Annotated in this window: 24 protein-coding genes; 14 read left to right on the top strand and 10 right to left on the bottom strand. The window is 58.4% G+C overall.

The window, feature by feature from the left end; translation table 11 throughout:
• Window positions 1–67: 67 nt before the first annotated feature.
• The gene (locus Q7U39_15225; GenBank protein ID MDO9119312.1) at window positions 68–538 is read left to right on the top strand and encodes a hypothetical protein; all 471 of its coding nucleotides are present in this window, start codon (window positions 68–70) and stop codon (window positions 536–538) included.
• On the opposite strand, the gene Q7U39_15220 is transcribed toward Q7U39_15225, so the two are convergent.
• Complete coding sequence (locus Q7U39_15220; protein MDO9119311.1) at window positions 535–1,398, bottom strand: NAD(P)-dependent oxidoreductase; 864 nt, start codon at window positions 1,396–1,398, stop codon at window positions 535–537. The genes Q7U39_15225 and Q7U39_15220 overlap by 4 nt on opposite strands.
• Before the next feature lie 21 nt (window positions 1,399–1,419).
• A complete protein-coding gene (locus tag Q7U39_15215) occupies window positions 1,420–2,214 on the bottom strand; it encodes a 3'(2'),5'-bisphosphate nucleotidase CysQ (GenBank protein ID MDO9119310.1) in 795 nt (264 codons plus the stop codon).
• Window positions 2,215–2,305: 91 nt separating this feature from the next.
• Here Q7U39_15215 and corA point away from each other — a divergent pair, with 91 nt between their 5' ends.
• A complete protein-coding gene (gene corA / locus Q7U39_15210; protein MDO9119309.1) occupies window positions 2,306–3,361 on the top strand; it encodes a magnesium/cobalt transporter CorA in 1,056 nt (351 codons plus the stop codon).
• Between the two features lie 36 nt (window positions 3,362–3,397).
• Here corA and Q7U39_15205 read toward each other — a convergent pair whose 3' ends face one another.
• Genes Q7U39_15205 through leuC form a run of 3 tightly spaced genes read right to left on the bottom strand, consistent with a single transcriptional unit; the run spans window position 3,398 to window position 5,806 of the window.
• On the bottom strand, window positions 3,398–3,754 hold the full coding sequence (locus tag Q7U39_15205; protein MDO9119308.1) for a hypothetical protein: 357 nt from the start codon (window positions 3,752–3,754) through the stop codon (window positions 3,398–3,400).
• 16 nt (window positions 3,755–3,770) lie between these two features.
• Window positions 3,771–4,394 (bottom strand): 3-isopropylmalate dehydratase small subunit, encoded by a 624-nt coding sequence (gene leuD, locus Q7U39_15200; GenBank protein MDO9119307.1) that lies wholly within the window; start codon window positions 4,392–4,394, stop codon window positions 3,771–3,773.
• Window positions 4,395–4,402: 8 nt separating this feature from the next.
• A complete protein-coding gene (leuC, locus tag Q7U39_15195; protein ID MDO9119306.1) occupies window positions 4,403–5,806 on the bottom strand; it encodes a 3-isopropylmalate dehydratase large subunit in 1,404 nt (467 codons plus the stop codon).
• 133 nt (window positions 5,807–5,939) lie between these two features.
• On the opposite strand from leuC, the gene Q7U39_15190 reads away from it, so the two are divergent.
• Together Q7U39_15190 and Q7U39_15185 are read left to right on the top strand one after the other, a co-directional pair.
• On the top strand, window positions 5,940–6,155 hold the full coding sequence (locus tag Q7U39_15190; GenBank protein MDO9119305.1) for a hypothetical protein: 216 nt from the start codon (window positions 5,940–5,942) through the stop codon (window positions 6,153–6,155).
• A gap of 44 nt (window positions 6,156–6,199) precedes the next feature.
• The gene (locus Q7U39_15185) at window positions 6,200–6,670 is read left to right on the top strand and encodes an MEKHLA domain-containing protein (protein ID MDO9119304.1); all 471 of its coding nucleotides are present in this window, start codon (window positions 6,200–6,202) and stop codon (window positions 6,668–6,670) included.
• Window positions 6,671–6,756: 86 nt separating this feature from the next.
• Here Q7U39_15185 and Q7U39_15180 read toward each other — a convergent pair whose 3' ends face one another.
• A complete protein-coding gene (locus tag Q7U39_15180; GenBank protein ID MDO9119303.1) occupies window positions 6,757–7,371 on the bottom strand; it encodes a CBS domain-containing protein in 615 nt (204 codons plus the stop codon).
• Window positions 7,372–7,473: 102 nt separating this feature from the next.
• A complete protein-coding gene (locus tag Q7U39_15175; GenBank protein ID MDO9119302.1) occupies window positions 7,474–7,704 on the bottom strand; it encodes a DUF1653 domain-containing protein in 231 nt (76 codons plus the stop codon).
• Between the two features lie 39 nt (window positions 7,705–7,743).
• Here Q7U39_15175 and Q7U39_15170 point away from each other — a divergent pair, with 39 nt between their 5' ends.
• From Q7U39_15170 to Q7U39_15155, 4 genes are read left to right on the top strand one after another with little or no spacing between them, the layout of a single operon-like run.
• On the top strand, window positions 7,744–9,135 hold the full coding sequence (locus tag Q7U39_15170; GenBank protein MDO9119301.1) for an FAD-dependent oxidoreductase: 1,392 nt from the start codon (window positions 7,744–7,746) through the stop codon (window positions 9,133–9,135).
• Entirely contained in the window at window positions 9,132–9,821 is a 690-nt protein-coding gene (locus Q7U39_15165; protein MDO9119300.1) for a tetratricopeptide repeat protein, read from the top strand. Before Q7U39_15170 ends, Q7U39_15165 begins: the two co-directional genes overlap by 4 nt.
• 32 nt (window positions 9,822–9,853) lie before the next feature.
• A complete protein-coding gene (locus Q7U39_15160; GenBank protein MDO9119299.1) occupies window positions 9,854–10,090 on the top strand; it encodes a hypothetical protein in 237 nt (78 codons plus the stop codon).
• Window positions 10,091–10,134: 44 nt separating this feature from the next.
• A complete protein-coding gene (locus Q7U39_15155; protein MDO9119298.1) occupies window positions 10,135–10,518 on the top strand; it encodes a hypothetical protein in 384 nt (127 codons plus the stop codon).
• 22 nt (window positions 10,519–10,540) lie between these two features.
• On the opposite strand, the gene Q7U39_15150 is transcribed toward Q7U39_15155, so the two are convergent.
• Window positions 10,541–12,088, bottom strand: a complete 1,548-nt coding sequence (locus Q7U39_15150; GenBank protein MDO9119297.1) for an HDOD domain-containing protein — start codon at window positions 12,086–12,088, stop codon at window positions 10,541–10,543.
• A gap of 105 nt (window positions 12,089–12,193) precedes the next feature.
• Here Q7U39_15150 and Q7U39_15145 point away from each other — a divergent pair, with 105 nt between their 5' ends.
• On the top strand, window positions 12,194–13,006 hold the full coding sequence (locus Q7U39_15145) for a mechanosensitive ion channel (GenBank protein ID MDO9119296.1): 813 nt from the start codon (window positions 12,194–12,196) through the stop codon (window positions 13,004–13,006).
• Between the two features lie 70 nt (window positions 13,007–13,076).
• Here Q7U39_15145 and Q7U39_15140 read toward each other — a convergent pair whose 3' ends face one another.
• Entirely contained in the window at window positions 13,077–14,150 is a 1,074-nt protein-coding gene (locus Q7U39_15140) for a cytochrome c peroxidase (protein ID MDO9119295.1), read from the bottom strand.
• Window positions 14,151–14,267: 117 nt separating this feature from the next.
• Here Q7U39_15140 and Q7U39_15135 point away from each other — a divergent pair, with 117 nt between their 5' ends.
• From Q7U39_15135 to xth, 3 genes are all read left to right on the top strand, one after another.
• Window positions 14,268–15,185 (top strand): LysR substrate-binding domain-containing protein, encoded by a 918-nt coding sequence (locus Q7U39_15135; GenBank protein ID MDO9119294.1) that lies wholly within the window; start codon window positions 14,268–14,270, stop codon window positions 15,183–15,185.
• Between the two features lie 127 nt (window positions 15,186–15,312).
• Window positions 15,313–15,726 carry a hypothetical protein gene (locus Q7U39_15130; protein MDO9119293.1) on the top strand — a complete coding sequence of 138 codons (414 nt, stop codon included), beginning with the start codon at window positions 15,313–15,315 and terminating at the stop codon, window positions 15,724–15,726.
• Between the two features lie 192 nt (window positions 15,727–15,918).
• A complete protein-coding gene (xth, locus tag Q7U39_15125; protein ID MDO9119292.1) occupies window positions 15,919–16,692 on the top strand; it encodes an exodeoxyribonuclease III in 774 nt (257 codons plus the stop codon).
• A gap of 88 nt (window positions 16,693–16,780) precedes the next feature.
• On the opposite strand, the gene Q7U39_15120 is transcribed toward xth, so the two are convergent.
• On the bottom strand, window positions 16,781–16,951 hold the full coding sequence (locus tag Q7U39_15120; protein MDO9119291.1) for a hypothetical protein: 171 nt from the start codon (window positions 16,949–16,951) through the stop codon (window positions 16,781–16,783).
• Between the two features lie 951 nt (window positions 16,952–17,902).
• On the opposite strand from Q7U39_15120, the gene Q7U39_15115 reads away from it, so the two are divergent.
• Together Q7U39_15115 and Q7U39_15110 are read left to right on the top strand one after the other, a co-directional pair.
• A complete protein-coding gene (locus Q7U39_15115; protein ID MDO9119290.1) occupies window positions 17,903–18,238 on the top strand; it encodes a YtxH domain-containing protein in 336 nt (111 codons plus the stop codon).
• A 56-nt stretch (window positions 18,239–18,294) separates the two neighbouring features.
• Complete coding sequence (locus tag Q7U39_15110; protein ID MDO9119289.1) at window positions 18,295–18,618, top strand: BON domain-containing protein; 324 nt, start codon at window positions 18,295–18,297, stop codon at window positions 18,616–18,618.
• The last annotated feature ends 200 nt before the right edge of the window (window positions 18,619–18,818 follow it).

Raw genomic sequence — 18,818 nt, 5'->3', positions numbered from 1 at the left:
TTGAAGCGCTTGTCCATCGCGCCGCTGCATGGTAGATAGGGTGAAACATCGGGGAGTCTGTCTGTTTATGCATCTGATGCTATCTCGGAGTCCCGCGCTGATCGTGGGAATGCTGCTGCTGGCCGCGTGCAGTCATCCGCAAGCCTCACACCCTCTTACGAGCTCATCGCCTGCCGGATCGGCCGCGCATGATTCGGGCGATCGCCGCGTCCTCGCCGGCGAGTGGGACTACGAAGAGCTGGCGGTGGTGCTGCTCACGCTCGATGAGACGGGCAACGGGACCTACGGGTGGAAGAAGGGGCAGCTTCGAACCGTCGCTTTCAGGGGCTTGCATTGGGAGGGCACCTGGCTGCAGGAAGAGAATGACCGAGAGGGTAACTTCGTCGTGGAATTGAGCCCGGATCTTTCCGAGGGTGATGGCCGCTGGTGGTACACGCGCATCGGCGATGATCGAGCTCCGACGGCAAAAGGGGGGACCTTCCATCTCTCGCGAAAGACGTCCAGTGTAGCCGCCAGCGATACGCCTCCCGCTCCTTAATCTCTCGGGTTAATCGACTCAAACAGTGCCGAATAGTCCTCATCCCGGTGTCCCTCCTGGATGGCTTGCTCGAGGAGGGCGCGCACGCCTGCGAGGCCGGCCACGTTCAGTCCCTGATGCCGGGCTTCATCCGAAAACAAGTTCACGTCTTTGAGCAGATGGCTGGTTGGAAAGTTCGGCTTGTCGTACTGGCGTGTCAGCAGTCGGGGAAGCTTTTTCTCGAAGGCCGGCGCAAACAGCGCGCTGGATTTGAGAATGGCCATGAACTGGTCGACGGAGATTCCGGCTCGTTGGATAAGCCCTAGACTCAGGGCGAAGGCGGAAAGTTCCGCGGCGATCAGATGATTCAGCGCCAGTTTGAGCGCGGCGGCCTGTCCGACGGGCCCGATAAGGGATGGGGCCGGCGTTAAGGACAAGAACACCGGCTCCCAGCGACGGAGCTGGTCAGCTGTGCCCCCGCCCAAAACGAGTAAGGTGCCGGCCTTGGCCTCGGGGAGGCTGCCCAGGACAGGCGCTTCGAAGTAGTCTCCTCTGCCATCGGCCACCGCGCGTTGGAATGCACGGCTTTCATCCGGGCTGATGGTCCCCATTTGAATAATGGTTCGACCTCGGAGATCTACCGGTCCGGTGGGAGGGAACAGCACAGCGTGAATGGCGGTCGCATCGGTCAAGAAGAGCAACGTACAGTCCGTGGAGGCCACCGCGTCATCAACGGTCGCGGCTACCGTGATGCCCTGCGCGCGGAGGGGATCCGTCTTGGAAGCCGTGCGGTTATGGACCGTGACGGCATGTCCCGAGTTGTGCAGCCGTTCTGCAACGGCTCGTCCGAGTAAGCCAATCCCTACAATTGCTACGCGCATGAGGCCGTCGTCATTCCTTTGTCAGCGGGCTGATCTCGGGAGTTGTCGTACCTGGGCCGTGAGGTGATCGGGAAATCCCTGCACGGTTGCGATGAATCCCCCAAACCGGGGAAGCGGTTGGTTGTATCGGAGTGGCTGTCCCGCGCCATCGTGCGCTGATCCGCCGGCTTCTTCGAGCAAGAGCGTTCCGGCCGCCACATCCCACTCATTTTCCGGCTCGAAGGTGATGACGCCGTGAATCGTCCCACGGGCTGCCTGCGCCAGCGCCCAGGCGATGGAGCGCATCGGGCGACTCGTCATGTGCGACTCGATCGATTTGAAGCGTCCGACATGGAGTTCCCACGGACTGAGCGCGATCGTCAGCAGTTGGCCGGCCTCCGACTCGTGGCGTGGGGCCGGTGCGCCATTCAGATGGAGGCCCTGGCCGCGGATCGCGGTATAGAGCTCGTTGGTCGAGGGATTAAAGATCGCCGCCAGCACCGGCTGTGTGCCTTCCAGCAGCGCCACGGAGATGCAATATTCCGGCTCGTGCCGGATGAAGGCTTTGGTTCCGTCGATGGGATCGATGACCCAGACGCGGGGTTTGGTCAGCCGGGCGTCGGTATCGGGAGTTTCCTCAGACAGCCATCCGTCGTGCGGAAATTGTCCGAGCAGACGATCCATGAGAATGTCATTGACGGCATGGTCGGCCGAGGTGACCGGAGAATCGTCCGGTTTGGTATAGATCTGAAATCCCTCTGCGGCAAGCCGCAAGGCTTCGGCGCCGGCTTCGCGAATCGCGGCGGTGAGGACACGATATTCCTGTTCCCAAGGCATAGTGCAGAGTAGCAAGGTCGCGCTGAGATTGGAAGCCGGCTCATTCCATCGCTTGACCTCCCGGGAGAATCTGCGTACAAGCAGGGCACCTATGAAACTGGTCCAAAAACGTTCGAAGAAAACCGGGTTGCCGCCGGGGACGTTGGTCCACATCGGTGAAAAAAAATCCGACACGGTGACCATGACGGTCTTCGATTATGCCGGCGCGCGCTGCGATGAGCGGATTGTGACCGATCCGGAAGAGTTGCAGCCGCCCGCCGATGAGTCCGTCACCTGGGTGGATATCGGCGGGGTTCATAAACTCGACCTGGTCGAAGCCTTCGGAAAACAATTCTCGCTCCATCCCCTGCTGCTTGAAGACATTGCCAACACCGATCAACGTCCGAAGCTGGATGATTATGAGTCTTACCTGTTTCTGGTCATGAAGGTGTTGTCCGTCACGGAGACGCACGATTTACTGGTCGAGCAGGTGAGTTTCGTCATCGGACGGAATTTCGTCTTGTCATTTCAGGAGAACGGGACCGACGTCTTCAAGCCGGTGCGGGAACGGTTGCGCGGGGGCAAGGGCCGTCTGCGGCAGGGCGGCGCCGACTATCTGCTGTATGCCTTGGTGGATGCGATCGTCGACCAGTACTTTCTGGTCCTCGAATCTCTGGGCGAAAAAATTGAATTATTGCAAGAGAAAGTAGTGGCGGATCCGAGGCCGGACACGCTGAGGGAAGTTCACGCCCTCAAACGACAGCTGCTCTTCCTTCGCCGGGCGGTGTGGCCGCTGCGGGAAGCGACGAACGGCCTCTCCCGTTCCGATTGCCCCTATCTGCATGAACCGACCAAGGTCTTCTTCAGGGATGTGTATGATCATGTCGTGCAGATTGTCGATACGATCGAAACCTTGCGCGAGATGGTCTCGGCCAGCCTCGATATTTACTTGTCCAGCGTCAGTTACCGTCTCAATTCGGTCATGCGTGTGTTGACCGTCATCACAACGATCTTCATGCCGCTGAGCTTTATCGCGAGCATTTACGGTATGAACTTCGAGCACATGCCGGAGCTGAAATCGGAGTGGGGTTATCCGGCGGTGCTGGGAGCGATGGGGCTTATTGCCGCGGGGATGCTGATGGCGTTCCGCCAACGGCGCTGGCTCTAGCAGAGCCGTTGAAGCAGCCTGTTTGCGGGTCGCTGCCTACTCCTGGATTTCGACCCGATCCACAAAATAGTCGGTCTCTCCGAAGCAGGTCGTGGGGAGGTAGCGGTATTCCTTGTAGTGGAAGATCACGCGCTTGCCCAGCACTTTCTCGAGCTCGGCGGCGACCCGTTCGTCTCGGACGGTGAAGCTCCAAAGTACCGGAGCGACGCCCGGCACCGTCGTCATGGCCAGCTCGCCCTCATACGTTTTGCAGACCCATCCCTTTTGAGAGAATTTCTGAATATAACCCGCTCGACTCCCGTCGGAGTAACTCAGGTTGAAGGCGATGAGGAGATAGGCTGCACCGAGAAAGAGGACGATGGTCAGCAGGAATGTGGGACGCAAGAACTTCATGGGCTAGGTCCTCAGTTCATGACGGAATATCGGCGAACAGCCAGGGCGCTTCGGTTTTCCGCTTTTGTTCGTAGGCGGAAATGGCGGACTCGTGTTGCAGCGTCAGGCCGATCGAATCCAGCCCGCGATACAAACAGTCTTTGCGGAACGGATCAATCGCAAATGTGCAGATCTTGCCGGTTGGCGTGGTGACGGTTTGCTTGCCGAGATCCACCGTCAACTGGTAGCCGGGCGCGGCCAGGACCTCGTGCATCATCGCCAGGACCTCGTCGGCCGTGAGGACGACGGGCAGGATGCCGTTTTGAAAACAATTATTGTAGAAGATGTCCGCGAAGCTCGGCGCAATCACGCAACGGAATCCCTGATCGAGCAGGGCCCAGGGGGCGTGTTCGCGGGACGAGCCGCAGCCGAAGTTGTCGCGGGTCAATAGAATCGTGGCGCCTTGGTAGCGGGCTTGGTTCAGGAAAAACTGTGGATCCGGCGACCCGTCCTTCTGCTTCTTCCAGTCGAAGAACAATCCCTCGCGCAGCCCCGTGCGCTTGATCGTCTTCAAGTACTGCTTCGGAATGATCTGGTCCGTGTCGACGTTGACCCGGTCCAAGGGGGCGACTAAGCCGGTGAGCGTGGTAAAGGCTTGCATGATGTCCTCTAACTCCAATGACGAATATCGATAAAGTGTCCCTCGACGGCGGCGGCGACGGCCATGGCCGGGGATACCAGGTGCGTGCGTCCGCCTGCTCCCTGTCGCCCTTCGAAATTTCGATTACTGGTTGAGGCGCAGCGTTCCCCCGGCTTGAGCACATCGGCGTTCATCGCCAGGCACATGCTGCATCCGGCCTCCCGCCACTCGAACCCCGCTTCGCGGAAAATCTTGTCGAGTCCTTCCTGCTCCGCCTGCTGCTTCACGAGACCGGAGCCGGGCACCACCATCGCATGCACCGACTTGGCGACCTGCTTGCCTTTGGCCAGCGACGCGGCGAGACGCAAGTCTTCAATGCGCGAATTCGTGCAGGACCCGATAAATACCTTGTCGATTCTGATGTCCGCGATCGGCATGTTCGCGGCGAGTCCCATGTATTCCAGCGCGCGCTCGGTGGCCTTGCGGGTATTGTCGTCGGTCATCGTGGCTGGGTCCGGGACCCGCTGATCCACTCCGAGCACCATCCCGGGGCTGGTTCCCCAGCTGACTTGCGGGGCAATGTCCTCGGCGCGCATGACCAGCGTGGCGTCGTACGTCGCGTCGGGATCCGTCTTCAATTGTTCCCATGCCCGCACGGCCTGTTCGAACAGCGCGTCCTTCGGGGCCAAGGGACGCCCTTGAATATAGGCGGTGGTCTTTTCATCCGGAGCGACCATGCCGGCGCGGGCTCCGCCCTCGATCGACATGTTGCACAGGGTCATACGGCCTTCCATGCTCAAGGCGCGAATGGCTGATCCCGTATATTCGATGACATACCCGGTCCCGCCGGCCGTGCCGATCTTGCCGATGATGGCGAGAATGATGTCCTTGGCAGAGCAGCGATCTGAGAGGACGCCGTCGACGCGGATCTCCATCGTCTTAGGCCGCTTCTGAACCAGGCATTGCGTCGCCAGCACATGCTCGACTTCGCTGGTGCCGATGCCGAAGGCCAGAGCGCCGAACGCGCCGTGGGTGGAGGTGTGCGAATCGCCGCAGACGATCGTCGTGCCGGGGAGCGTAAATCCTTGTTCCGGGCCGATGACGTGGACGACCCCCTGACGGATGTCGTTCATCCCGAACAACGTAATATTGAAGTCCCGGCAGTTGTCTTCCAGTGTCTGGATTTGTTTGGCGCTGATGGCATCGGCAATACCGAGCCGGCGATCCGTCGTCGGGACATTGTGGTCCGGGACCGCGAGCGTCGCGGCTGGGCGTCGCGGACGGCGACCGGAGAGCTTTAACCCTTCGAAGGCCTGCGGCGAGGTGACTTCATGGACCAGCTGCCGATCGATATACAACAGTGTCGTCCCGTCCGGTTCCTCCCGTACGAGATGCGTGTCCCAAATCTTATCGAATAGTGTCTTGCCTGCCATGACGTGCTCCTCACTAACCGGTACCAGTGGAATGTAAAGGACCGTCATTATACATAGGGCTCAGGCGGCATGCCAGGGAGGGGCGCATGACATCGGTAGACTTCAGAATTTTCCAGGACTGCCGATACGGATTATGATGAGCGACCACACACTCAATCCCGATCATATCTCGATCCCTCGCTGGACCATTGCCCGGGATACCCGCTCGTTGGGCTGTGTGTTCTGCCATTCCATCATCGTGCGGGTGACAACCGATACCCGGCAAGTGGCATTCTGTAGCTGTCGGCTCGTCGAATACCGCTTGCTCCCGAAACCGACCCCCCGCAAGGCCAATTCCGCCAAGCCCTAATTCCCTCGCTTGTCTTGCCCGTTCAGACGTGATAGCAGCATGGCATGTCGACCGATGACGTGTCCCACCGCTTTTTGGTTACATGGTCACAGCTGCTCTTGGATAGCTTTCGGCGCTGGACCGGGCGGGACTTGCTGATCCGAACCGGCACCTCAGACGCGCAGGCGCAAGCGCTATTTGCCGCGCCCTTCGTGGTGGTATCGCATGACACACAGACCGATCCGATGTTGAATTACGGCAACCAGCAGGCTCTCGATCTGTGGGAGTTGTCGTGGGCACAATTGACGAGCACGCCCTCTCGCCTCACCGCGGAGGCCATGAACCGCGATGAGCGCGCCCGCATGTTGGCGTCGGCTGAGCGGCAGGGATATTATTCCGGCTATCGTGGAATCAGAATCTCTTCTACTGGTAAGCGGTTCCTGGTCAAAGACGTCACCGTGTGGAATGTCGTCGATGATCGGGGGATTCGAGCGGGCCAGGCCGCCACATTCGCTCGTTGGACAATGATGGAATAGTGTGGCTCAGCTGGACCGATTCCCGGGAATCGCATCGGCGGTGACGTGATGCGCGCGGTGGGAGGGGAACGGAACGGAATGCGCGGCTAGGTCCAGAGTTCGATGGGGCCGTGGTTGGCCAGACCGCGGAGCAAGTCCTGCTTGGAGATGATGCCGATCGGCTGCCGATTGGCATCGAGGATCGGCAATGCCCCGACCCGCTCGTCCATCATGACCCGGGCGATTTCCCGAATGTCGGTCGTGGGTGCCGCGGAAAGCACGCGAGGGCTCATGATTTCTGCCAACCGTCGATGGGCCGCGGTGCTCTGCACTCCGGCAATGACGAGATCGGGAGCGTGGCGGATCAGATCCCTGTCCGAGACCATTCCAACCAGCGTGCCATGGACTGAGGAAATCGGCAGATGGCGGAAGGATCGGCGTGTCATCAAGGTCCACGCTTCAACAAGGGTGGCGTCGGAGGGCAAGGTGATGACCGGGGTCGTCATCAAGTCTCTGGCCAGAATGGCCGGCTTTGGAGGCCGCGTCTGCTTGGTCTGTTCTTGATAGGCCTGCTGCGCCGCCAACTTCGTTCGATCCCCGGCCGGGTGGCGGGGATCCTCGCCGGCCTGGCTATCCACGGCGTCGACCAGCGGAGCTCGGGGCGTCACCGGTTTGACCGGATAGTTTTCGGCAATTCCAGTGATGGCTTGGACGACTGCCATGGAAGTCTCTCCTCGCCCGTAGTATCGGTGGACTGCGGGAAATACTTAAGCGGAGAAAGCTGAATAGTTGAGGAGGATGAGGATCGAGGTGGAGCTGGGGGGTTAGGCTTTGGGTGGAATGGGGCATTCCGCCACGAATTGGAAACGGGGTTGCGGTCGACCCTCGACCACCACGGTGTCAAGAAACATGACCAGCGGTCTCACCCAGAGCCCCTTTTTCCCATAGAGCGCGCGGTAGACGACGACCTCCTCTTCCGTTTCGGAGTGTTTTGCCACACCCACGACTTCGTAGTCGTTTCCCTTGTAGTGTCGATAGCGGCCTGGTTGGATCATGGTGTATCCTTTCGTGGATCGACTATAAAGGGAAGGTGTATGACAACTCAACGGACACATGACGTGATCGTGATCGGCGGCGGTTCAGCCGGTTATGCGGCGGCACGGACGGCCCGTGAGGCAGGAGCAGACGTGGCGATCGTTGATCAGGGCCCGCTCGGGGGACTCTGCATTCTGCGGGGCTGCATGCCGACGAAGACCATCTTGCGATCGGCTGAGATTGCCGCGGTGATGCGGCGAGCCCCTGAATTCGGCCTATCGCCGGTCGAGGTACGCGCCAGCCTCTCGGCCATTGTCGATCGAAAGAACCGCTTGGTCCGTGAGTTCGCCGACTACCGGATTCAGCAATTGCGCGATCCGGCCTTTGCGCTCTACGAAGCGCCGGCGACTTTTCTTTCACCCTATCGGCTGCAGGTCGGTTCGACGAGTCTGGCCGCGAAATCCTTTATCATTGCCACCGGATCGGTTCCGCGCGAGGTGGCGATTCCGGGTCTGACGGATGCGGGTTGTGTCACCAGCGACAGTCTGCTGGATCGACGGGAGCAGCCGGAATCGCTCATCGTACTGGGGGCCGGACCCGTCGGATTAGAGTTTGCCCAGTTCTTTGCGCGGATCGGCACACGGGTCACCCTCGTGCTGCGGGCATCTCATGTCCTGTCCCGTCTTGATGCCGACGTCGGGGTTGCACTCGGACAGGCACTCGCCGCCGAAGGCCTTCGTGTCATGACCGACACGCAGGCGCTCCGTGTACAGAGAGACGGAAAGAAGATGGCGGTGTCTGTCCTGCACAAAGGGGAGGAAGAGGTCCTGGTTGGCGATCTGGTGCTCAACGCGCTTGGCCGGGTCCCGAACATCGCCGGGCTGAATCTGTCGGCGGCCCACGTGACGGTCGATGCCGGTCGTGTGGTCGTGGATGACGGAATGCGGACATCGCAGCCCCACATCTTTGCCGTCGGGGACGTCACGAATCTCTATGATGTTGTGCACATCGCCATTCAACAGGGGGAGTTGGCGGGGTGGAATGCCTGCCATCCGTCCGATTCTCCCAGACGTTTCGACGATCGGTTAGTGGCGGAAGTCATCTTTACCGAGCCGCAAGTTGCTGCGGTGGGTCTGACGGAGAAATCCTGCCGTGCTCGCGGCCTCTCCTGCCTCACCGGGACCTATCCGTTTGCCGACCATGGAAAGGCCATGTGTCTCGGGAGCACACAAGGGTTTGTGAAATTGATGGCAGACCGCGCAAGCGGGACTGTCCTGGGTGCCGAGATTGTCGGGCCGGAATCCGGGGAGCTGATTCATGAGCTGATTGCGGTGATGTACTATCACGGGACCGTACAGGACCTTCTTCGAATCCCGCACTACCATCCGACGCTGGCCGAGATCGTGACCTATCCGGCCGAATCCATTGTTGAGCAGATGCGACGGTCATGAGTCTTCGAGTCTCACTACGCGTTGTCACGCTGGTGCTTGCGATGGCCTTGGCGAGTTCCTGCGAGCAACAAACCTGGGAGTCGGCGATGGCGGCGGGGCAGCGCGCGCTCCAGAAGGGGGATTACCCTGAGGCGGAGCATATCTTTGCCGCGGCCGTGAAAAAAGCCGAGTCTCAGTATGGACTCTTGGATCGGCATGTGGCCGTCGCGCTGTCGAGTGAGGCGCAAGCCTTCACGGCGCAGGGCAAGTATGTGGAAGCGGAACCGGCCTATCTTCAGGCCTTGAAGATTTACCAGGATGCGCATGGAGAGAATCATGTCGATGTGGCGGCGACGTTGAATAACCTCGGCGTCTTGCATCGGATGCACGGACAATATGCGGAGGCGGAACCATTACTCATGCGGGCGCTCGCGATCAAAGAGCGTCTCCATGGTCCGGACCATCCCGATGTCGCCCTTACCCTGCACAACCTGGGACTGGTCTATGTGTCGCAAGGGGTTCTGGAGAAGGCCGAACCGCTCTATCGGCGCGCGTTGGCCATTCGGGAGAAGGCGCTTGGAGAGACACACCGGGATGTGGAAAAGAGCCTGGGCGAGCTCATCGGCGTCTTGCAGAAATTGCATCGCGACGCCGACGCGACGCTGTTGGAGAAACGGCTGTCGGCGATCAAGCAACGGCGGAGTTGAAGTCCGGTTCCTGTCCAGTGTAGCGTACTCGTATGACGGTGCAGAGACATAAGACAGAGATCAATTGGCGAATGCAGGGCATGATCGCACGAGCGGTCGGTATCGTGGCCATTGCCCTCGGATTTGTATTTGGTATGCACGGACTCGACGATCCCGCCTCCCATTGGCTGCACACGGCGCTGGGCCTCCTCACCACCGGCATGCTGGCGCAAGGCTATGCCCTCTACTGCTCGATCAAACGCATGCAGCAACTGAATTCCCAATCATGATGCGTTACCGGTCAGCTCTTCGCACCGCTATCTGGGGGCTTGTCATGGCCCTCGTTCTCACGTGTACCGCGTGCGGCGGGCCCTGGCGTGACACCTATTTCAAGAAGGGCGTGGATCGACTGGCCCAGGACGATGTTCGTGAGAGGTTGGGCAATCCCCATACCACCAAGACGCCGGCGTTGGGAGGGGACAGTACCTGGACGTACCGGGTCCCGATGGGCGACAAAGAGTTGGAGTCGATCACCTCCCCTGGGATCAGCGGCGCGGGCGAATCGGTCGGTGCGCTCTTGGGAAAGCCGGGAGAGGGGCCGAAACCGACATTGTATTGTTATCGGTATACGCTGACGTTCAACGAGCAGAAAGTCCTCAAGTCCTGGAAGCGTGAGGAGTGCGTGCCAGGCACCCGCGAAACTCTGATGGCGCAATAACCGTGTGGGGCGGCGCCACGGACTAGAGGACTCCCGCCAATCGATTGATACTCAGTGTCGTCTGGCCAAAGAACAGCTGGAAGGCGTGGTAGTCCTTTTGCTGCACCTGCCGGGGGAGTGGGCCGTTGTCGCAATACAGCATGCCGATGGGTCGGGTTCCGACTCGGAGGGGTGCGACGATGGCCGATCCGGGGTTCCACGTTCGGAGAAATTTGGGATTGATGGGGTCCCCGAGAGGGACGGTGAAATCCTCGATCCACACGGCATCGGATCGCTTCATGAGCTGTAAAAAGTGCGGATGCTCCTTCGTCAGCGAGCCGGACAGACTGGCGATATAGGGAGCCGATTCTTCCACTCCGAGTAGCAAGCGCCCCACCAGATGATCAGTATTGTTCGGGTTCAGCAACGCCAGGGCCACCCGGGCAAAGCCGCCGTCCCGGTGCAGGGCATGCACCAGCGTGCTCAGGAGCGTGTTGATATCTTTCGCCTCGCGCAAGGCGGTTTGCAGCAATTGCAGCGTCTCGAGCGGATTCGTCTCAATCGCACTCGGCCCGCGTTTCTGTGGCGCCGCCGTGACGGCGGGAATTTCCACCGGAGGGGCTACGGGAATCGGGCAGCTGATTTCCGGTTCCGCGGGGTCTCCCCAGAGATCGAACGACAAGCCCGCGGAATGGACCAATTGCTTGCCCCGATCCAGTGCGCGCGCCAGGATTTCGCCGAACAAGTGAGATGGCAGACCGCTCCCTGTGAGGAGCCCCCGCTTGGTGGCCTCCATGATGGCTGGGGAGGGGGGACCAGTCATGACATCGATCAATGAAGAGCAGCCGATGACGAGGCCCTTGAACATCTCCTGACTGGAACCCCACCGCTCCTGGCTCTGATGCCCTTCGATTGAAAATAACTCCACGACAAAGGGTGGCAGCGCCCACATCTGCCCGAGAGCTTGCGCAATCCGGAGGCGGGGGACTCCATAGAGTTGCGTTTCTTCGATGATGCGCGCCGCGGGCGTCTTGGCTGTCAGGGGGATTTTGCGGTACGAGACATAGAGATCCTGAGCTTGACTGGCGATGGCAAGGTCACCGATGGAATAGAGCAAGGTGGCGCTAAAGAGCTGGCTCAACGATGGATACTCAAGTGCCATGCCCAGTTCATTGGCATGCACGGCTGCGACGAGGGCCCGAGCGATAACTCCGCTGACGATCTGTTGCTGATTCGGCCATTGATTGAGCTGTTCTACGAGTTGGGAGGCGGTGACGATGGAACGGACCGTATCCAACCCGAGCCAACTGACGGCGTGGGGGATCGAGGTAATGACTTGTTGCGGACTGTAGGCAATGCTATTTGAGATTTGCAGGACCCGGCAGGACAGGGCCGGATCACGACTGATAATCTGAGCGAGGCGATCGGCTCCGGTGAGTCCTCCGGCCAGACTGAGAATTTTCTGGCAGGTTTTCTCCAGGGCTGGTAAGCAAGGGCTAGCCTGGTTGAGGAGTGGCTGCAACGTACTGTGCAGACGGGGACGAAGGGATTCGGCAAGGGCCGACTCCGACGATGTGGACGACGATGACATGGGGCTCCTTCCCAAAAATCCCACAAGTTGTATCGGAGGAATGGCCCTGAATCTTAACCGGTACAGAAGAAAAGACAGAGGATGACTGGTATGCAGCTTGGCTGGATGACTGTTGATAGTTCCGTCGTCTTGGATGGACTCAAGTCGTTGATTCTGCTGGTGTCGGTCATTCTGATCCGGACGTTGGTCGTGCGGGGGATCTCGCGCAACCAGGCCTTGTCGATGGAGGACAAGCGTCGCTGGGTCGTGACGACCAGAAACTCGATGGTCTTCGTCATCCTGATAGGCTTCGTCGTTATCTGGGCGCATGAGCTCGAGGCCTTCGCCGTCTCGATTGTCGCGTTGGCGGCTGCGTTGGTCTTGGCGACGAAGGAGTTGATTCTCTGTTTGAGCGGAGCGGCGTTACGTGTGGGCGGCAAGGTGTACGGCGTTGGTGACCGCATTCAGATTGCCGGACACCGGGGGGTAGTGCTGGATCACGATCTGTTCGCCACAAAATTGTTGGAGATCGGCCCCGGCCAATCTGCACATTTGTATACCGGCCGCGTGACGGTGTTTCCGAATAGTCTTCTGTTTACGAATGCGCTCGTCAAAGAAAACCCGGGACAGGAATATGGCCTCTATACACTTGTCGTGCCCTTGAGGTCGGAGGGTGAATGGCAGCGAGCTGAGCAGGCGTTGTTGGGTGCGGCGAAGGCCGAGTGTGGGCCGTTTATGGAAGAAGCTGCGCGACAGATGAAACTGCTGGAACAGGCCAATCTCTTGGAAGCTCCCTCGCCGGAGCCCCGTATTACCATTCAGCTCCCCGAGCCGGGGAAGATTCAGTTGGTGCTCCGGTTCCCGGCTCCTGATCGGGGCCGCTCGCGAGTGGAGCAAGCCATTCTTCGCCGATACCTCGTCGAGATGAATCAGTCGTAGCTTGAAGCAATAGAAGGGCCCCGTCGATGAAACATCGCGAGGCCCTTCCGGAACTGCCGTACGCCAAGAGTTACTTCGGGAATGTCTTCGGGGCCGTGACCTGCTGCCAGCCTTCGCCGTTCAGTGATTTCAGTAACGCCACGATATCCTGTTGTTCCTGCTCGGTCAGTTCGAGTGGAATGATCGTGTTGTCCTGATGCGGGTTCTTGATGCCCCCCTGGTTATAAAACTGCACCACGTCTTCCAGCGTCTTGAACCGCCCATCGTGCATATAGGGGGCTGTTCTCGCGATCTCCCGCAGCGTCGGTGTCTTGAAGGCGCCGATGTCTTCCGGATTCTTCGTGACCATATAGCGGCCGAGATCCACGGTGTTGGTGTCCCAGCCGATGCCAAGATTATGGAATTTCTCGTCCGTGAAGTTGAAGCCAGAATGGCAGCGAGTGCAACGGGCTTTGCCGCGGAACAGTTCTAATCCGCGCTTCGCCGATTCCGACAAGGCCTTCTCGTCTCCGCCGACATCGAACTTATCCAGGGCGCTGTTGCCGGACAGTTTGGTCCGTTGGAAACTCGCGATGGCCTTACCCACATCCTCGATCACGATCTCGCGGCCGAATACTTCTTGAAAGAGTTTTCGGTATCCCGGGATCTTCTTCATCTTTACGATCATTTCGTCATGGTTGTTGAACCCATGCTCGACCGGGCTGACGAACGGCCCGATGGATTGCTCCTCAAGTGTTTCGGCACGGCCATCCCAGAATTGTGCCTTGCTAAATACCCGGTTGAAGGAAGAGGGTGCGCTACGCCCGCCTTTCAATCCGTTGATGCCGGTCGAAACGGCTTTGCCGTCGGTGAAGCCGTTGCCTGGCAGGTGGCAGCTGGCGCAGGCGATCGTGTCGTTTTTCGAAAGGCGCTTGTCGAAAAACAGTAGGCGGCCCAATTCGACTTTCTTAGCGGTCAGAGGGTTGTCCGCCGGTACAAAGGTGTTGGGATCCTCCAAGCCTTGGATCTGAGGGAGTTTGTAATCCGTGCCAGAACCGGGTCCGGCTTCAGCGTGGGCGAACTGCGACACCCCCGACCCTCCGACCCCGCTGAGTGCCAGGAACGAAACAACGAACAAAGAGAAATACGATGTGTGTTTGTTCATGAGGAGACTCCTTTCGTGAATGAGCGACTACTTGAATCCTAGGTCATGGCTATAAATTAGTCCAATTGATTATATTGAGGGTATCGATTTATAATTCTTATCGATCGAAGGAAGGCTATGACGTTCACGGAACTTCGCTATCTTGTCGCGCTGGCTCAGGATCGGCATTTTGGCCGCGCTTCCGAACGATGCTGCGTGAGCCAACCTGCTCTGAGCTTGGCGATCCAGAAGCTGGAGGACGAGCTCGGGACGATGATCTTTGAGCGGCGCAAGCATCACATCACGTTGACTGTCTTGGGTGAGCGAATTGTTCAGCAAGCCCAGCGCGTGTTGGAAGAAGCCGATCAGATTCGAGTGATTGCCGCTCAGGGGAAAGATCAGCTGGTCGGCCCGCTCCGTTTCGGTGCCATTGCGACGGTCGGACCCTACGTCCTGCCGGATCTTGTCCCTCTGCTGAACAAGCGTGCCCCACTGATGCCGCTGGAGATCGAAGAAAATTTGACACTTCATCTGGTGGCCATGCTGAAGAGCGGGAAGCTCGATGTGATTATGATCGCGCTGCCGTTGGAGGAGTCCGGAATCGTCACGCGGGCCTTGTATGATGAACCGTTTAAAGCCCTCGTCCCTGTCGGCCATCCGTGGCAGAAAAAGAAGTCAATCGATTCGCGCCAACTGGGGGCGGAGAAAGTCATCTTGCCGCATGCCGGGCATTGCTTCCGGCAGCAAGTGCTGGATGCTTGTCCCGAGCTGAGCCGATCCGATGCTGAGGGATGGCAAGGGAACTCTCTGGAGACGATTCGCCAAATGGTTGCCTCAGGACTGGGGATTACCGTGTTGCCGTGCAGCGCGTTGACAACGAAACACGAGAACAAGCGGCTGGTTGCGATCGATTTGGCGAAGCCGGTCCCAGGCCGGCGGATCGGATTGGCCTGGCGGAGAGGATTTACTCGTCCTCAAGTGGTTGATGCGGTTTCAGATGCCGTGCGGGCACTGAAGATACCAGGCCTGAAGCATGTGGCGTCGGAGGGACGATGATCAAGCGGTCTGAGAAGCGTTCGTGCTGGACGTATTTGACGCCAGTCTCGTTTCGGGGCAGGATGCGAGAAACCGCGCCTAGGGAATTTCTGTTTGTCCACTTATTCGTATATAGAGGAGAAGCATTATGCAAAAGATAGTATTGGCTGCAATCGCGGCAGTGTATCTGGTCGGTGCCGGTTCATTGGCGCTGGCTGACGATGCGATGATGAGTGAAATGGGAGCGATGAAGGGCCAGATAAAGGCCGATGTGAAAGCGGCTCCCGAGAAGATGAAGGCCGACAAGGATCAGATGAAAGCTGATATGAAGGCCAAAAAAGAGGAAATGAAGAACAAGATGAAGGCCCATCGCGAAGAGGCCAAGGCCAAGCGGGCCGCTATGAAAGATAAGATGAAGGCGAAGAAGGAAGAAGTCAAAGGACAAGGCGATGCGGTGCAAACCCAAGCGCAAGATATGAAAGCGGCTGGTCAGCAGATGGGCAGCGATGCCAAAGCCGCCGGGCAGGAGATGAAGGATGCTGTCGGCGCGATGGGGAAATAACTCCTTCCTTGGAGCCTAGTTGGAACGGCCTCTGGCAGATTGCCAGAGGCCGTTGTGTTTATGCGACACGGCACGGTATGGCCTGCCGGAGAGCAAGTCTCCTTCATCTTCTGATAAACAAGTTTCGATCTGTCCAGCTTGTTCCCTCTTCGTGCTTCTGCTAGCATCCTCGCCGGTCAATTGACCCCTACTATGAAAATCGCAACGTTCAACGTCAACTCGCTCCGCAAACGGCTTCCGATCGTGTTGGATTGGCTTGCCCAGCAGAAGCCTGATGTCTTGTGCCTCCAAGAAACCAAAGTGCAGGACAGCGAGTTCCCGTTGTTGGGTCTGGCCCCCTCTGGTTATCACATCACGTTTCGTGGGATGAAATCGTACAACGGCGTGGCCATCTTGAGCCGGAAGCAGCCGGAGGCGGTGTTCCATGGATTCGACGATGGCGGTGAATCGGAGGATGCCCGGCTGCTCAGAGTCGTGATCGACGGAATTCCGATCGTCAATACGTACGTGCCTCAGGGCTTTGAAATCGATTCGCCCAAGTATCAATACAAGCTGGGGTGGTATGACCGGCTGAGAAAGTACTTCGAGAAACATCTGTCTCCCGGCGAGCCGGCCATCTGGTGCGGCGACATGAACGTGGCGCCTCGTCCCATGGATGTGCACAGTCCGGAGAAGCACCTCAAGCATGTCTGTTATCACGAGGATGCGCGGAAGGCCTACGAGCGAACACTGGCGTGGGGATTTCAGGACGTGTTTGTGAAGCTGTATCCGGACCGGCAGCAATATACGTTTTGGGATTATCGGGCGCCGAGTTCGTTAGAGGCGAATAAAGGCTGGCGCATCGATCATATCCTGGCGACGGCACCGCTGGTGGAGAAGTGCACGAGGGTTGACGTGGACGTCGAGCCGCGGCGAGCGAAAGACCCATCAGATCATACGTTTCTCTGGGCAGAGTTTTCGGTCTAACCACATGCGCGACGTCCACACCCGCCCGATCCGGTAGCAGGGCAAGTCCTCCCTACCTCCGGATGGGAGCAGATCAACAGCTTGAGTCTCACGCAGCCCGCATGAACGAGTCTTTTCTCGGTCGGCTGCTGAGGCGATTCTGCTGAATCAATGGATCCAAGACCAATCCGCAATTGATGCATCGATGTACGACCGATTTAGGTGCGAGTTCCGGTCGCTGTTCCTCGATCATCAACCCTTTGCACTTTTGACAATTCATCAATCTATCCTCCTCTTGATACCGACGAGTACGAGAGTGCGATCAATGCTCGGGAGGAAACTTAACATCCGCAGATTAATCCCATGTTAACCGGTAGTTAAAAGTGTCTAATCTTTGGTTGAATGTTCGTGATGATGAGGGACTGTGTCGGCGTATGGTCGCAGTAGAAATGTCTGAGATTCAGGAATAACGTTTGAAGCTTGGCAATAAGAGACGTGAATAACTCTATTCTGACCATCTGCGAGTCAAGGAAGTGGGAGAATGAATATGAAATAAGAAAGTCAGTTGAAACGCACGTAGTGCTCCCCTGAAATCAAGCCTCCTGGAGTGATTGCTAAGCCGGTATTGGGCCAGCCTCTTGTAGCCGAGGGCACTGTGAGTCTTCCTCGCGCTGTACCCATTGGATCCAGAGTCGCGATTGTCCGTCGCGCCTCCTCAAACGTCTGAAACCTATGTTGCCAGACACACTCTTCTTTGAGGCTTCGAAAGAACCGTTCGATCATCCCATTCTGCTCCGGCGTATACGGTGTGATGCATTCCTGCTGTAGCCGGTGTTCTCGACGGGCCTGCCGAAACAGCCGACTCTGGAAGATCAGACCATCGTTACTGCGGAGGCCCGGCGCACCTACCGGGCGCAGCCTTACGAACCGCTGGAGACAGGTCGTTTCGACGGCGCGTTCCCCCTCCTTCGCCCGCCTCCGCTATGAGGCCAAGGGTTCAATTGTTCAGGGGCTGGGGTGCTTCCTAGTCAAGATCCATGCAAGCGGCAGGTATAACCACAATACAAGAATGAGCGCTCGGGCGATCGCGGGTATTCGGAGACTAGCGTCGGTTTGAATGGCGCGACACCATCAAGGCTTCGGGCACGCAGGGGCAGTAGAAGGGGTTCAGTCATCGGCAACGGTCGGGGAGACACCCGCACAACCGGTATGTATGAAAGGGGTAGGAACCATGGGATCATCAGACGCGCAGGAATCAGGAACCTTATCGGTATTTATCGCCGGGACTCTACTGGGAGCAGGAATTGCGCTGCTTCTAGCACCCCGGTCAGGTGCAGAGATGCGAGGGCTTCTGCGCGATTATGCGTCGCGCGCCAAGGATCAGCTGGACGAGGCCATCGATCAAGGAACGGAAGCGTATGACGGCGCGATGGAGCGCGGTCACCAGGTCGTGGAGAAGGGAAAAGAATCGCTGCGTGAAGCCGGCCGCCAGGTGAAGAGCTATACCGAGGCTGGGACGAAGGCAGTCAGAGATACGCAGGACGAACTCGCGTCACAGCATAGGTAGCTGCGTGAGCGACTGTGTCATAGAACCTTGGCGCTTTCAACAGGAGGAGGTGTGTCATGTATCACGCTGTAATAGGGACGATTGTCGGTCTCAGTCTCATGGTTCTCACGGGCTGCGAGTCCATGACCGGGAAAACGGCCGGCCAGAATATTGACGATGCTGGGATTACTGCGGCTGTGCAGGGAAAGTTAACCGGCGATAAATTATCTAATTTTTCGCGTATCAATGTGGACACTGAGCGGAGCGTGGTCACGTTGACCGGGACCGTCCGTTCCGTCGAGGAGAAGTCGCGCGTGGATGACCTCGCGCGCCAAGTCAACGGAGTCAGGAATGTAAACAATAATTTGTCAATTCAGTCTTTGTCTATGAGCAATCCTTAATAGGAGGATCGTGAGCGGGCGCCGGCGATAGTATCGCCGGCGCCTGACCCGCAGGACATCACGCCGGATAAGTATTCCCTACCCGATGAGTAATCTGAGGCGGAAAGGCGGAACCAATCCGATGACTGCAAAGGGACGCGGGAGAAAGGTCCTGACTCATACCAAAGATTGAAGCGTTTCCCCCAGATGCACATGAGACG

It is taken from the genome of Nitrospira sp. (assembly GCA_030653545.1).
GTDB lineage: Bacteria > Nitrospirota > Nitrospiria > Nitrospirales > Nitrospiraceae > Nitrospira_D.
Note: the sequence above shows the minus strand (reverse complement) of the source record. Positions and strands in the feature narration are given on the sequence as shown.